The organism is uncultured Roseibium sp. (assembly GCF_947494555.1).
In the GTDB taxonomy this organism is placed as follows: Bacteria; Pseudomonadota; Alphaproteobacteria; order Rhizobiales; family Stappiaceae; genus Roseibium.
Genome location: NZ_CANLVF010000001.1, coordinates 1,314,486 through 1,328,037, shown reverse-complemented (window position 1 = coordinate 1,328,037; position 13,552 = coordinate 1,314,486). Strand labels below are relative to the sequence as shown.

Below are 13,552 nucleotides of genomic sequence, written 5' to 3'. Positions count from 1 at the left end.
GCGCCGCTGGGAAAAAGAAGAGAAACGATATAATCTATGGACATTCCTTTGTTTTTTTTATCAATTAAAGCCATGCAGACGCTCCCTAACCTGATCTGGATCCGAAGCTTCGAGGCTGCCAGTCGTCTCGGAAGCTTTACCGCTGCCGGACAGGAGCTTGGCCTGACACAGGCAGCCGTCAGCAATCACATCAGCTCGCTGGAAAGCCAGCTTGGTCACCAGTTGATGGAGCGAACAACACGCAAGGTGGATCTCACCGCCAGCGGGAAAGCCTATTTACCAGCTGTCCGCAAAGCGTTGCAGGATCTGGCCGGTTCAACGGAGGGTCTCTTCGGGAATAGAACGCCAGGCTCGGTCACGATCCGCGCACCGATCTCTGAAAGCGTTCTGATCATCGCGCCCGCTCTCCCCGGGTTGCAGCTGGATCATCCCGGTCTCGACATCCGCCTGCTCTCCGCCATCTGGGCCGACACTGTTTTGGAGACCGGAATTGACCTCGAAATCCGTCTTGGAACCGGATACTGGCCTAATATGCGCTCTGAGGCACTCGGAACGGAATTCGTCGTGCCCGTGTGCCATCCAGAATTCACAAAGAAATTGAAGAAACCATCAGATCTTATTGAAAAAAAACGGATACATACGCTTGGATTTGATGACCATTGGGAGCGATACTTTGAGGAGCTCGGGCTTGACCCGCCATCCAGGTCTGCCGGTGTCACAGTCGACACGTCACTGGCCGCCGTTGAACTCGCAGCTGCGCAAGGGGGCGTCGCCCTCGTCCTCGAACGCATCGCCCTCAGGCTTGCAGCAACGGGACGTCTCGTAATTCCGTTTGAAACGAAAATACCGTCGAGCCAGAGCCACTACCTGCTGCACAGAGAAAATGCCGGGCCTCAAAAACCGGTCGCTCGCGTTGTCGAGGCATGGCTGCGACAGTTGTTTGCCGGAGACGGCTAAAGCGATCGCGCCGACCCGTCGTAAGACCGACGTTTGCTTGAATTCTCAGCTCATTCTGCCGCAAACAGTTTCGCCGTCATGGCGAGACTTGCGCCGCAGGGCTCTTCCGCTTCCCCGCCTGGAGTTTCTGCCTGGCTTTCTGAGGGCCGAAGATTGGCGAAATCGTAGAGCGAACGGTCGAGAAGATGAGACGGCCGGGTGTGTGCGAGCGCCCTGGCCATAACGCCAAGCCGGCCCGGCGTTTCTTTCTCCCAGCCCTGAAGCATGCGTTTGACTTCCTCGCGCTGCAGTCCGTCCTGCGAGCCGCAAAGGTTGCAGGGAATGATCGGAAACCGCATACCGTTTGAAAAACGCGCAATATCGCTTTCAGCCGCATAGGCAAGCGGACGCAACACAAGCAGATCGCCTTCGTCATTGATCAGCTTCGGCGGCATGGACGCCAAACGTCCGCCGTGAAACAGGTTCATGAAGAAGGTTTCCAGAATGTCGTCCCGGTGGTGACCGAGCACGATGGCTTCGCACCCCTGCTCGCGGGCGATCCGGTAGAGAATTCCGCGCCGCAGCCGCGAACACAGCGAACAATAGGTCCGGTGCTCCGGGATCTTGTCGGTTACAATGGAATAGGTGTCCTCGCGCACGATTAGGTGCTCGATCCCGTTTTCCTCAAAGAACTTCGGCAAAGTGTCGGTTGGGAATCCGGGCTGCGCCTGGTCGAGATTGCAGGCGATCAGGTCGACTGGCAGCAAACCCCGCCATTTCAATTCGATCAGCACCGCCAAGAGCGTGTAGCTGTCCTTGCCACCGGATAGGCAGACCAGCCATTTCGGTCTCTTCTCGTTCGAGACATCCGCCGGCAGCATGCCGAAATCGCCGATCGCCTCTCGTGCCTGGCGCAGCAGACGCTTCCGCAGTTTCTTGAACTCCACGCTGGATGGCGCGCCCCGAAGAAGTGCCGGAACGTCGGTGTCGGTGCTGTTGGCAATGTCGTTCATTCGAGCGCTCGGGTTCGAGAATTTTCTGCTGAAGCGTGTAACGGAACCATAGCGAAATGAAAAGACCTGCCAGACGGCAGGTCCCTTCGTTCTTGCAGGCAAAATGCCGTTTCACGACCTTTAACCGTGCGGTCGACACCGCACACAGGCTCCTCAAACCGGCCGGTATTGCTGCGCGGTTACATCGAAAGCAAATCGCGTATCAACACCCCGGATCTCGGCAATGAGGTCGAAATTGTCACTGCCGGTGGAGGAATAGCCTTCATCGACGTAAAGCCGGCCGAGGCCGTCAGCCGCGATGCTGCCCCACCAACGGTAGCGCGAGCCACCCACCGGTCCCGCGATCTCAATCGCCTGCCCTGCAAGCGCGGACACGCGGAACATGATGGCCATCTTCGACAGGATACCGTCCGCATTCGCCTGAACAGGCTGGGCGGATACGAGCGCCTGCTGCAAGGCAAGTGTTGAATGAGCGGAAACCAACTGCGGGCTGATGTCGATGAACGCGCGAACTTCCAGCGGCCGCCAACGTTCAACCTCGCGTCGGAAGGCTGTCGAGCGCCGGTTGCCACCCACACCGAAGAGCACGCCCGCAAGTGCGGGGATATCGGGGCGGTTGCCGATACGCTGCGTGGCCGGGCGTCCAGGCGCATCCTGTTGTGGCGAACCGGTGGTCCTGAGTGCGTTGCGCAGTTCGTCCGGCGTGAAAACAGGCCTGTTGCGCGCACGTGCCATTCCCTGAACGCTGGCCAGGGCTCCCGTTACTATCGGTGAAGCACTGGACGTTCCTGAGAACGTATCGGTGTACCAGAGGTCTTCGTCTCCACCACCCTGCAAATCGCCGTAGCCGCATGTTGTGACCTCTCGGCCCCACCCCTGCGCGTCGACCAAGGCTCCGTAATTCGAAAAGCCCAGCCGGGACCTGTCAGGTCCATGGGTCCGTCCATGCGTCCCAGGAGGTGGCGCGCCTGCCCCGACGACGATTGCGCCCGAATCCCGGTTTACCCGTCTGAACGGGTTGGTCCAGCCAGCAGGGAAGCCAAATCCGGGTGTTTCGTAGAGAGCATCATCAAGATCCTCTGCTCCGTTTCCGGCCGCCTCCACGACGATTATGCCGCGCCTGGAAGCGTTAAGTATGGCGGCAAAATCGTCGGGCCACCATTCAACGGCAATGTACCCACGTTGATCCGGCCTTAAGCGAAAGTTGTGCCTGGGGCCGGGACGGTGCATTTCCAGAAGCAGAATATCCCCAGCACTCAACCTGGCTGCGGCATGATTGATTGCGCCCGCGGAGCCGAGTGTCCGGTGCGAAACCGCCGTGCAGATCGCGTCCGGAGAAATTCCGGTGACGCCAAAGGGATTAACATCGCCGCCATATTCACCGAGAACTGCGGTGCCGTGATTGCGCCAGCTGACATCGTTGAATTCGACACCTCCGACAACGCCGCCTTGCCGCTCGGTCAGATCTTCATGGCTGAACCGCCACGCCCCTTCGATGTCGGTGATGTGAATTCCGGTCCCTCGCCCTCCAGCCTGATTCCAGGCCCAGCGCGCATCGACGCCGGCAGGTGCCGGGTCCAGATAAATCTGTCGCGCTACAAAGTTCGGCGTTGCTGGTGGCGGAACGTTCGCAAGCGCCACCATTTCATTCATCGCAGCTTCAACACCCTTCGCTTCTTCGGGCAATTCCACTGGCGGCTTTATGTAGACACCTTCGAACAGATCGTTGTCGAGCAGTTCTTTCTGCAGGTCTTCAAGGTCCGCGTCCGGTGCAGTCAGTTTGTAAAAGCCTGAGAGGTTTTCAAGTGGCGCCATGGCGTGAGGCGCTTGAGCGGCAACAGCAGCCTCCACCCGCTCCTCAGAAGGCCCAAACAGTGGCGAGGCCACGCAATTGTGTTTTTTCAGCGCTTTCTCCGCCTTTGTCGTTTTCGTCCCACCCAGGGAACGAAGCGAAGCGCCGGTCATGCGCAAACCCACATCGGGTTTGGCGACAGCAATGAGTTCCGGCTGACGTGACGGCGCTGCAGTAACTTTTCTGGTCTTCCTGGCCATTGGACTTCCTCCTGTCTGGAGGACGGACTGACCGGCAGTATTAAGGAAGCCCCAATTCAGGCTTCACAATGACGGATAAAACTCCGTCGATTTCCCTTATTTTTTCGGCAAATTCACCGGCCCGTTCGTCCACAAAAAACGATACAAAATAACTGTTGCCCGTATCAGAGTTGGGCGTTGCAAGACTGAAATTCGAATGCGCGTTATAGGTTTTGCTTTGTGTTGCCAGCTCTCTCGCCTGTTCACCCGCCGGCTCACCCTTTTGCAAGTCGAACAGCAGGAAATCAGCCATAAGAACAGCAATCTCAGCCAATGAAGCAACCTTCAAAACAAACAAATAACAAAATAAGTCTATGATCAAATTTTATGCATGACAACAACATGTCACGACACTCAAAGATTCAACTTAGGAAACAACCAGAAGATGCCGTAGCGGCAAAACAAAATACGGGTTAATAAACAACGTACAATTGGAAAAAACCAAACCAACTAATTAACACCGCTGCGATTACGACTTCAAAAATTCAAAAGAAATGACACTATTAAAGGACGCATACTTCAGATTGCATCATAAGTTGTATCTATGAATCTCCCGCGATAGCGTTGTAGTCTTTGCCATGCCTGCCGGGTCGTTCGGATTGAAAAGCCGGTGGTGCAAAGTGGGAGGATTTGAAAATGACGGTTACTCTCGATATTCAGCAGCCGCAACCTTTTGATCTTGTCGGCTCGACTATTTTGATTGCAGGCAACGCGACCGCGTTCGAAGGCACCTTGAGCATTCGCGTTTCGGAAGGTCACGATGAATACACGTCCTTCACCAATGTCGGTTCACTCGGGCTCCGGCAGTTTCAGGCATCGATTGCAATTCCTGACAACAACAGCTTTCAGCTTAACCGGCTGTTCCTGACCCTCGCCGACGATACGGGCAACGAAAACGGGCCTTCGGTTGTCATCCCGGTGCTTTTCGGCCCGAAGATCCTGCCGGGATATGGCGGCTGGCAGCCATACACCGTTCAATCGGGTGATACGCTGAGCCAGATCGCGCAGCAGCAATACGGCAATTCGAACTTTCAGCCGATTTTTGAAGCCAACCGGCATATTCTGAGCGATCCGAACCTGATCTTCCCGGGCCAGCTGCTTCGCATACCGCGCAACGATATCTGAGCGCTTACGGCTGCCGTTGCAGGGCGCAGCAATTCACAAAGATTCCCGCGAACGTCCGCCCGCATAACGCAGGTGGTCGATGGAAAAGCCGTGTCAGCGGCGCAATATCAAGCAATCATTGGCGCTTCTTTAAAATCGTCACTGCTCAAGCATATGAAAAACAACCGTTTTTGATAATTTTACAGATCTTTTCGCGATTTCTCGAACCGCGGGGCATGTCCACTCGTATCTCATTGCGAGACGCCGATCCGAGCTTCTGCACCATCGGCAGTCAAAATTGAAGGCCGGACGTTTCAAACCGGCAAGATCAAAGTGTCGAACCGAACCCGATGAGAAGGATGCGTCATCACATGAAACGACAAAACACCCGATTTGCCACCCTATGCGCAAGCCTGTGTATCGGAACCCTGACAGCAAGTGTTGCCTTCGCAGACATTGCCGTGCGCTTTGACGAGGGCGCTCCCAAAGACAGATTCAGTTTCGAGAACGTCGGAAGTTGCACAATAGGGTCTTCTGAGTTGACGCTGGACATCTCAGGTTCGGCGTCCGGCCTCATATTCGATACCACCGGCAAGGGTGCGGGCGTCGAAGTTTACCAGCCACTTGAAATCGTTGCAGGATCGGCATCGCTTACCGCCGTGACACCGGTTGCGGATGGTGACAAGACCATCACACTCAGCATTCGCGAACTGCAGCCAGGTGACACGATTGCCTTCACAATCGATGTCGATGACACTGCGGGCCAGCGCGAGATAACGGTTTCCGGTTCTGAAATTGAAGGAACAGCCCTGGTTCACAAAGCCGATGGCAGGACATCATCGGCGCTCATCTCGTCCAACGCCAGGGCACTGATCGAGACAGGGTCCTGCTGAGAACATGATGCCCGGCTGCTCTTTTGCGGCCGGGCTGTTTCTGCCTTTGCTTGGCAGAAGCAGTGCTTGACCTCACCCGCTGGCCCACCCTGCATGTCCTCGGCGCCCGTAGCCGCACATCCAAGCTGAGCCGTTCGGAAAGACCTTCATCGGCAAACCTCTCGACGAAGCCGTAAGAAACAGACCTTTCTGAATGACCATTCTGCAGGAGCGCAGTCTGCGGGGCTTTGAAAGTTAAGACTCTCTTGTCGAAAATGTCAGGTTCTTGACCATTTGCAGAGGCGGTTTCTTAACGCCCTAAAACTAAAGTGCCCGGAAAAGTGTTCAAGATCACAGTCTGTCAAACGCGATTGGCATACTGTCCACGCATAGACGGCAAAGTCACATTGGAGAGATCGCCATGAGCAATCTGAATTCCAGCACAGGTGCAACACACGCCAGCGACAAGCTGAGCAAGGTTCAACCGGCTACTGTGACTGTCTGGACCGACTGGTCGCGCGACACCCAGAAAGACTCAACCCCCGTCAAGGCTTACCAATTGCACTCCGTTGCCATTGCAGGCTCAGTTCGCGGGAACTCGTTTCAACAATCGGCCATCTTCCAGAACTTCTCCAGGTAAGGCCTGCTTCCCCGGATCTACGCGTTTGGAGTGGCTGGTGTAGACGCCCGCAAGTCCACATTTTCTGCATAAGGCCCCTACATAAACCCAGCGCACATCTCCCGTGCTATCGCCCTAAAGCGCGATCCCAACGCCAAGCAGAAGGGTTTCGTTCTCGCGGCTGCAAACATTGTGATCCGGATCTTCCGCATATTCACAAATGTTCATGATATCGATCTGCGGTCTGCAGGTCGGGCACTCCGCAAACGCGCCGCTCTGATTGTCATTGCTACCCAATCAGCTCAGCAATATACCAGGCTAATATTCACTTCCATCTCAAATTTCTTTTCTAAACAATGGCTTAGGTTGGTCGACTTTGCTGAAAGGCCTTGATCGTTTCTGCATGCGGCGCAACAAGGTCGGCGACCGTCATTTTTGCCAATTCTGCCTGAAAAACCGACCGTGCCGCTTCCAGCGCATGGGCTGTCGCCTCGTTGGCCGCCTTCTCAAGAAGACATGTTAGATTGTCCGATGATGGCCCCACCGCGAACAGCTGCGGGGCGCCCAAGGCAGTATAAACATCCGCCAGCGAAATCTCGGTCAGCGGTTTGAGCAAATACCAGCCTCCGCCATGCCCCTTTGTCGAAGCGACAAATCCAGCATCCCGAAGCCCGGCCATGACCCTGCGCACAAGTGCGGGATTCGTCGCCAGCATCTGGCCGATCTGCTGAGACGTGACCGGGCCGTCGATCTGGTCCAGATGCAGCAGGACATGAAGCACTCGTGGCAGGCGGCTGTCTGTCGGCAAATCACTCTCCGTTTTTGCGGATCATAGATGACACGGCGTTTTGTAATAAACAAAGTTACAAGATATTGACACGTTCAATCATGAAACTTATTAAGTTACATAATTCGTTCCTATCTTTCCCGACCGGAGTATTCGCATGTCACTTGTCGCTGCAGACCCGGCCATCGGCACACGACATCGACCGCTGGCTGTCGCGGCTCTGTTTCTGGCCGCTTTCATGAACATTCTCGATGTAACCATCGTGAATCTCGCCCTGCCCGCGATCCGAACAGAACTGACCGCCACGACAACCCAGCTGGAATGGGTTCTTGTTGTCTACGTACTGACCTTCGCTGCGGGTCTGCTGCCCTTTGGAAGGTTCGGCGACGCCTTCGGCCGGAAGCGCGTCTTTTGTGCAGGTGTCGCCGGATTTCTGGGAAGTTCGGTGGTCTGCGGTTTCGCCCCGGACATCCAAACCCTGATTGCGGCCCGTGCCGTCCAGGGTCTCGCAGCATCCATGATGATCCCTCAGGTCCTGGCGATCGTGCATGTGATCTTCTCTGCCAAAGAGAAAGGGAAGGTCATCGGGCTTTTTGGAACCGTCAATGCACTCGGCGCTGTCGCGGGCCCGTTGCTCGGTGGTCTTCTGATCACAGCCAACATTGCCGGCCTCGGGTGGCGGCCGATTTTTCTGATGAATGTGCCGCTCTGTGTGCTGTCGTTGTTCGTCGCGATGCGTTTCCTACCGAGGATCGAGGTGTCAGCACGCACAAGACCCGATTGGGCAGGCGCGCTGCTGTTTGCTGCTGCAATCGTCTGCCTCATCTACCCGCTGACCGAGGGAAGACATCTTGGTTGGCCCTGGTGGTGCTTTGGACTGTTCGGCCTTGCTGCTGCTTTCGCGCTGTTTTTCGTTCAAACGCAGATGCAACAAGCGCGGCAAGGCTTGCCACAAATCCTTCCCGCCAAACTGATCACGGACAGTGCATTTATGCGAGGCCTTGCCGTAGTGACCGCGTTTTTCTCGGGAATTGCCGGGATCCACTTCATGCTGGCGATCGTGCTGCAGTCCGGCTTCGGCATGACACCGCTACAGGCAGGTCTGGCAACCGCACCACACCCGGTTGGCGTCATGATCGCATCCACGCTGACAGGTCGGCTGGGCAATCGGTGGCTGGAAATACGCACTGTCTTCGGCGGCGGCCTCCTTCTTGCCGGCATGGTCTGGGTCAGGAGCATTCTTGGCCAAAATTCAGCGGATATGACCTCTGCTGATCTGTTCCTTCCCATGCTCGGGGTTGGCTTGGGCATGGGCACGGCCATTGCCGCCATGTTCCAGGCCGTGCTGATCCGCGTTTCTCCGGCCGATGCCGGCGCTGAGTCAGGCGTTTTGCAGGCAGCGCAGCAGGTTGGCATTGCAGTCGGTATCGGCATTGTCGGGCAGATCTTCTTCGCAACACTCGACCCGTCGGAAAGTCGCACCGACTACGTGCGCGCTGCCCAAACGGCTCTGCTCTTCCCGGTCGGGATCTATTTGCTGCTTGTAATCACAGGCATTTGGAATGTTTACGAAAACAAAAGGTCACGTCATGAAGCCGAAAGAAAACCAGTCACCCGTTGAATTTTGGGAAGAGGTTTATGCAAACGCATCTCCGCGCACCAAAGGGCAGCCATCAGCCGCATTGGCAAGATTTGCTTCAGATCGCCTGCCCGGTCACGCTCTGGAACTCGGCTGCGCAAAGGGAGACGATGCCGTGTGGCTGGCCAACATGGGCTGGATGGTTGTTGCCGTCGATATCTCGTCGACCGCCCTTTCCTATGCCGGGGCCAATGCACAGGCGCATGGAGTTTTCGGCAAGATCAATTTCCAGCAGCACGACCTCACACATTCGTTTCCTGAAGGAGAGTTCGATCTAGTTTCGGCAATGTTCCTGCAAACCCCATTTGAGTTCGCGCGCGAAACGGTCCTGAGACAGGCGGCCTCAAGCCTGAAAAAGGGCGGACTGTTTTTGGCAGTAACCCATGGATCCCGGCCATCCTGGTCCTGGGACAAGGCCAACACGTCCTTCCCCCCGCCGCAAAAGCGTTTTCAGGACCTGGGTCTGATCCCGACGCATTGGCGGGAAGTCTTTGTCGGAAACGAGGAGCGCGTTGCGAGCGGTCCAGACGGCCAGCAAGGCGCGATCACAGATACCATTGTCTGCCTCGAACGGTGTTGACAGGGGTGCATCCTCAGAGACAAAAAAGCCCGCCAAAAGGCGGGCTTTCCTTGAACCGTATTCGGCGCTGATCAGCGCGAATAGAACTCAACAACCAGGTTCGGTTCCATCTGCACCGGGTACGGCACATCGGCGAAACCGGGGATACGGTTGTATGTCGCGGTCATTTTGGAGTGGTCGGCATCGACGTAATCCGGCACGTCACGCTCTGCAGACTGGTTAGCTTCCAGAACCAGCGCGAGCTGCTTGGATTTTTCGCGAACTTCAACGACATCGCCCGGACGCAGCTGGTAGCTCGGGATGTTGACGCGCTTGCCGTTGACCTTGATGTGGCCGTGGTTGATGAACTGACGGGCCGCAAAAACGGTCGGAACGAACTTGGCGCGGTAGATGATCGCGTCGAGACGGCGCTCCAGCAGACCGATCAGGTTTTCAGAAGTATCGCCTTTCAGACGCGATGCTTCCGCATAGACCTTGCGGAACTGCTTTTCGGAAATGTTGCCGTAATAGCCTTTCAGCTTCTGCTTGGCGCGGAGCTGAACACCGAAGTCGGACAGTTTGCCCTTACGACGCTGACCGTGCTGGCCTGGGCCGTATTCACGCTTGTTTGCCGGGCTCTTCGGACGACCCCAGATGTTTTCGCCCATCCGGCGGTCGAGTTTGTATTTAACGCTGTGGCGCTTTGACATCGCGGTTTCCTTTGAATTCGCGTTGTTGTTCTAAAAGGAAACGCGCCCTCCTTTATCATCCCGGTATCCTGCGGAAACCGGTCGGATCGACAGGGGCTCAGCTAGACGGCGCCGGCTGAACACCCACGGGTGCGTAAATCCGGAAGATATTTATCTGCCGGACCGCGCGGGAGATACAGCCTGAGCGGCGAAATGTCAACGCCGCACCCCAGCGCCGGCGGCAAAGCCTCCCGCCAGCCTTTTTTGCAACCTTCCCTCTGAAACGACTGGTTTGGCCGCTTTGCGGGGGATTCGCATTGGAATGGAGCACATCCGGCAACCCAAAGATGAAGTCACTTAGGGACACTTACCCGTATGGCGTGGTACCGAAGGCCTCGTGAAAATACTTACAAATGGCATAATTCTGCCGATTTCAGGCAGAATCGGGTATTTCTGTGCACGCTCGCCTGTCAGTTTCCGCCCCCTCAGAAAAACAATGCATACATTTAGGGAATTTTAATTGCGGTTTTTCACTATGCAATCCGGCCCACAACCATGGATAATAATATCACTGGCGAATGAGCCTACCTGTAGCGTCATGCAACAAAAACTCTGAAACCGGACTTGGCAGCAGGACCAGAAATGACATCGGATCGGAATTCAAACCAGAAGACAGACGTGCAGATTTCGGGTGCACTCCCGCAATCGACAGATGCTGTTTTCGATGTTTTGGATTTCACGTTCCAACCTATCGTCGATATCGGAACGGGCGTCGTCTATGGCTATGAAACGCGGCCTCAATCGCTGAACGAGCATGGTCCGCGCTCCGCCATGGCCACAACAGGAAGCACACAAGCTTGCGACGGCTTAACCGGATCGGAAATTCAACAATTCGAAAAAGCCCTCAATCGCTTCGGGAAACTTCGGATTGCACAGGGTACGAAGCTCTTTTTCAAACCGGATGGCAACGAGCTTAGTCGAAATGGCGACGTGCACACGCAAATGGCCACACTGGTCCGCGATGCCGGATTGCAGAACAATCAGATCTGCATAGAGTTTTCGGAACGCCATCACATGACCGTTCCGGATGCCACACACCAGGCAATCAACAATCTGAGGCAAATGGGCTTTCTCGTTGCCTTGGATAATTTCGGCCGCGGCGCCTGCGAACTCGGTCTGCTTCACGACCTTTCGCCGGACTATGTCAAGATCGACGACTTTTTTCTGGAAGGCGTGGACAGTGACCCGCGCCGGAAACTCTTCGTGACGACAGTTGCCAATCTCGCGCACGTCCTTGGCGCCAGGGTGATCGCACAAGGCGTCGCAACGGAACGGGCGTTCAAGGTGTGCCGCGACGTTGGCTGCGATCTTGTCCAGGGACAATACATTGCCCCGTCCTTTCGAAAGCCGGCCGCTGCAAAGCTGTTCTACGATCATATTCGCGATTCCGCCGCCGGACCGCAAAGACGGCGCGAGCAGGACCGGATCAGAAACGAGCTTGTTCAGCTTCCAACCATTTCGTTCAACGCTTCCATGAACGATCTTCTGGACATGGTCGTTCACAATCAGAATGGAAGCGTCATTCCGGTTGTCGACGCCAACATGGAACCGCGCGGACTGATCCACGAACGCAACCTTAAGGCCTATCTCTATTCCGGTGGTCAGGACGAGGCTGACATGCGCCCCTCGCTTGAGACACCGCTGCGCTCCTTTGTCCGGGCCTGTCCGATTGCGGACATCGATTCCAACGCGGACATGCTGCTGGTGACTTTTGCTTCGTCGATCAACTCCGACGGTATCATCATCACGGAGAATTTTCGCTATGCCGGTTTTTTGTCCGCAACTTCCCTGTTGAAGATCATTCACGAAAAGCGGCTACAGGAAGCTCAGGACCAGAACCCACTCACCCGTCTGCCCGGCAACAGCGCCATCTCCCGCTATATTGCCGATGTCGCCAAGAAAAGCGCACAGGACCGGCATCTTTGCTATCTCGATTTCGATAACTTCAAGCCGTTCAACGACACCTACGGTTACCGGCAGGGAGACCGGGCAATCATCCTTTTCAGCGAACTGCTGCAGCGCCACATCTCCGGTTCGGGTACCTTTCACGGGCATATCGGCGGCGATGATTTTTTTGCCGGTTTTCAAAACGCGGACCAGACGGATGTCGCAGCGCGCATGCTTGCGCTAAAGCGTGCCTTCCGCGATGACGTCGAGAGCTTTTATGAAGCAGAGCACCGCGAGCTCGGCTATATGGAAGCGCAGGATCGGTTCGGCACAACGCGGCAGTTTCCTCTGCTCCAGTGCTCGATTTCCATCTTGAGCCTGGCGCAGGGTGTCACCCTTCATCCCGACACGCTCAATCATGAAATCAGCGAGCTGAAACTTGAGGCGAAACGGTCGGATGACGGTATCGTCGTCAAAAGCCTTGCAGCTTAACGCATCTTGATATCTTCAAGCACCAGACCAAAACCGGACAACAGCCGAGAAAGACCCGCTTCGCGCGGATTGGACGTGAAGAGTGCGCGATCGGGGACAAGCGAAGGAGCAATCGCCGCGTCGTCGCCCAGGACCCGCACGAGCTGGCGTGCAATTGCTTCTGCCGGATCGAGCCAATCGACCGGCCATGGGGCGATCTTGCGAAAGCGGTTGGCCAGAAACGGATAATGGGTACAGGCAAGGACCACAATGTCTGTTCGCCGCGCCTCCTGCTCCAGAAAACAATCCGCAATTTCGCTCAGGAGCTCCTCGTCGGACACTTCTGAACCGCGCAGGTGCTTTTCGGCAAGGACAGCGAGAGTGTCGGACCCGACAAGCCGAACATGGCACTGGCTGGCAAAACTGTCGATCAGGCTTCTTGTGTAGGTTCTGCGCACGGTTCCAGGGGTCGCCAGGACAGAAATCAACCCGGACGAAGTCTGTTCTGCGGCCGGTTTTATGGCCGGAACGGTTCCAACGAAAGGCACACCCGGATGCGCTCTTCTGAGTGCCTCGCCGGCAAGGGTAAAGGCAGTATTGCAGGCAATCACGACGGCTTTCGGGTCATGAACAGCAACCAGATCTGCAAACAGGGTCAGGATCCGCGATTTCAATTCCGCCTCAGGCCAGCGCCCGATCGGAAATGCGGCATCGTCGGCCACATAAACCAAGGTTTCATAAGGCAGCAGATACCGCGCTTCGCGTAGAACAGTCAGTCCTCCAAGACCTGAATCGAAGATAAGCACCGGGCGCTGCGAACTCACC

Annotated in this window: 13 protein-coding genes; 7 read left to right on the top strand and 6 right to left on the bottom strand. The window is 56.0% G+C overall.

Translation table 11 applies throughout. The annotated features are described in order from the left end of the window. Positions 1-72 precede the first annotated feature (72 nt). A complete protein-coding gene (locus Q0915_RS05970) occupies positions 73-957 on the top strand; it encodes a LysR substrate-binding domain-containing protein (RefSeq protein ID WP_299480692.1) in 885 nt (294 codons plus the stop codon). Between the two features lie 50 nt (positions 958-1,007). Here the strand turns inward: Q0915_RS05970 and ttcA are convergent, their stop codons facing one another. From ttcA to Q0915_RS05955, 3 genes are all read right to left on the bottom strand, one after another. After that, positions 1,008-1,949 (bottom strand): tRNA 2-thiocytidine(32) synthetase TtcA, encoded by a 942-nt coding sequence (gene ttcA, locus Q0915_RS05965; protein WP_299480689.1) that lies wholly within the window; start codon positions 1,947-1,949, stop codon positions 1,008-1,010. Positions 1,950-2,102: 153 nt separating this feature from the next. After that, positions 2,103-4,001, bottom strand: a complete 1,899-nt coding sequence (locus Q0915_RS05960; protein WP_299480686.1) for a S8 family peptidase — start codon at positions 3,999-4,001, stop codon at positions 2,103-2,105. Between the two features lie 40 nt (positions 4,002-4,041). Further along, positions 4,042-4,314 carry a hypothetical protein gene (locus Q0915_RS05955; protein ID WP_299480683.1) on the bottom strand — a complete coding sequence of 91 codons (273 nt, stop codon included), beginning with the start codon at positions 4,312-4,314 and terminating at the stop codon, positions 4,042-4,044. A 362-nt stretch (positions 4,315-4,676) separates the two neighbouring features. On the opposite strand from Q0915_RS05955, the gene Q0915_RS05950 reads away from it, so the two are divergent. The 3 genes from Q0915_RS05950 to Q0915_RS05940 all read left to right on the top strand — a co-directional run bounded on the left by Q0915_RS05950 (position 4,677) and on the right by Q0915_RS05940 (position 6,656). Continuing rightward, positions 4,677-5,165: a LysM peptidoglycan-binding domain-containing protein gene (locus Q0915_RS05950; RefSeq protein ID WP_299480680.1), complete on the top strand. Its 489-nt coding sequence runs from the start codon at positions 4,677-4,679 to the stop codon at positions 5,163-5,165. A 350-nt stretch (positions 5,166-5,515) separates the two neighbouring features. Then, positions 5,516-6,037: an aggregation factor core gene (locus tag Q0915_RS05945; protein WP_299480677.1), complete on the top strand. Its 522-nt coding sequence runs from the start codon at positions 5,516-5,518 to the stop codon at positions 6,035-6,037. Between the two features lie 400 nt (positions 6,038-6,437). Continuing rightward, positions 6,438-6,656, top strand: coding sequence for a hypothetical protein (locus Q0915_RS05940; protein WP_299480674.1), 219 nt, complete (start codon positions 6,438-6,440; stop codon positions 6,654-6,656). A gap of 340 nt (positions 6,657-6,996) precedes the next feature. Here the strand turns inward: Q0915_RS05940 and Q0915_RS05935 are convergent, their stop codons facing one another. Continuing rightward, on the bottom strand, positions 6,997-7,443 hold the full coding sequence (locus Q0915_RS05935) for an Rrf2 family transcriptional regulator (protein WP_299480671.1): 447 nt from the start codon (positions 7,441-7,443) through the stop codon (positions 6,997-6,999). 136 nt (positions 7,444-7,579) lie between these two features. Here Q0915_RS05935 and Q0915_RS05930 point away from each other — a divergent pair, with 136 nt between their 5' ends. Together Q0915_RS05930 and Q0915_RS05925 are read left to right on the top strand one after the other, a co-directional pair. Further along, positions 7,580-9,043 (top strand): MFS transporter, encoded by a 1,464-nt coding sequence (locus tag Q0915_RS05930; RefSeq protein WP_299480668.1) that lies wholly within the window; start codon positions 7,580-7,582, stop codon positions 9,041-9,043. Further along, positions 9,012-9,641, top strand: coding sequence for a class I SAM-dependent methyltransferase (locus Q0915_RS05925; protein ID WP_299480665.1), 630 nt, complete (start codon positions 9,012-9,014; stop codon positions 9,639-9,641). Before Q0915_RS05930 ends, Q0915_RS05925 begins: the two co-directional genes overlap by 32 nt. A gap of 71 nt (positions 9,642-9,712) precedes the next feature. Here Q0915_RS05925 and rpsD read toward each other — a convergent pair whose 3' ends face one another. Further along, the gene (gene rpsD, locus Q0915_RS05920) at positions 9,713-10,330 is read right to left on the bottom strand and encodes a 30S ribosomal protein S4 (protein ID WP_299480662.1); all 618 of its coding nucleotides are present in this window, start codon (positions 10,328-10,330) and stop codon (positions 9,713-9,715) included. Positions 10,331-10,951: 621 nt separating this feature from the next. On the opposite strand from rpsD, the gene Q0915_RS05915 reads away from it, so the two are divergent. Next, positions 10,952-12,748, top strand: a complete 1,797-nt coding sequence (locus tag Q0915_RS05915) for an EAL domain-containing protein (RefSeq protein ID WP_299480659.1) — start codon at positions 10,952-10,954, stop codon at positions 12,746-12,748. Here the strand turns inward: Q0915_RS05915 and murI are convergent. Next, the gene (gene murI, locus Q0915_RS05910; RefSeq protein ID WP_299480656.1) at positions 12,745-13,551 is read right to left on the bottom strand and encodes a glutamate racemase; all 807 of its coding nucleotides are present in this window, start codon (positions 13,549-13,551) and stop codon (positions 12,745-12,747) included. The two genes, Q0915_RS05915 and murI, sit on opposite strands and share 4 nt — an antisense overlap. Between the last annotated feature and the right edge of the window lies 1 nt (position 13,552).

Bases quoted from the DNA above. Each gene is read 5' to 3' on its own strand.
- Q0915_RS05950 (WP_299480680.1), top strand. From the start codon at position 4,677: ATGACGGTTACTCTCGATATTCAGCAGCCGCAACCTTTTGATCTTGTC.
- Q0915_RS05945 (WP_299480677.1), top strand. From the start codon at position 5,516: ATGAAACGACAAAACACCCGATTTGCCACCCTATGCGCAAGCCTGTGT.
- ttcA (WP_299480689.1), bottom strand. From the start codon at position 1,949: ATGAACGACATTGCCAACAGCACCGACACCGACGTTCCGGCACTTCTT.
- Q0915_RS05915 (WP_299480659.1), top strand. From the start codon at position 10,952: ATGACATCGGATCGGAATTCAAACCAGAAGACAGACGTGCAGATTTCG.
- Q0915_RS05930 (WP_299480668.1), top strand. From the start codon at position 7,580: ATGTCACTTGTCGCTGCAGACCCGGCCATCGGCACACGACATCGACCG.
- Q0915_RS05960 (WP_299480686.1), bottom strand. From the start codon at position 4,001: ATGGCCAGGAAGACCAGAAAAGTTACTGCAGCGCCGTCACGTCAGCCG.
- Q0915_RS05970 (WP_299480692.1), top strand. From the start codon at position 73: ATGCAGACGCTCCCTAACCTGATCTGGATCCGAAGCTTCGAGGCTGCC.
- Q0915_RS05925 (WP_299480665.1), top strand. From the start codon at position 9,012: ATGAAGCCGAAAGAAAACCAGTCACCCGTTGAATTTTGGGAAGAGGTT.
- Q0915_RS05940 (WP_299480674.1), top strand. From the start codon at position 6,438: ATGAGCAATCTGAATTCCAGCACAGGTGCAACACACGCCAGCGACAAG.
- rpsD (WP_299480662.1), bottom strand. From the start codon at position 10,330: ATGTCAAAGCGCCACAGCGTTAAATACAAACTCGACCGCCGGATGGGC.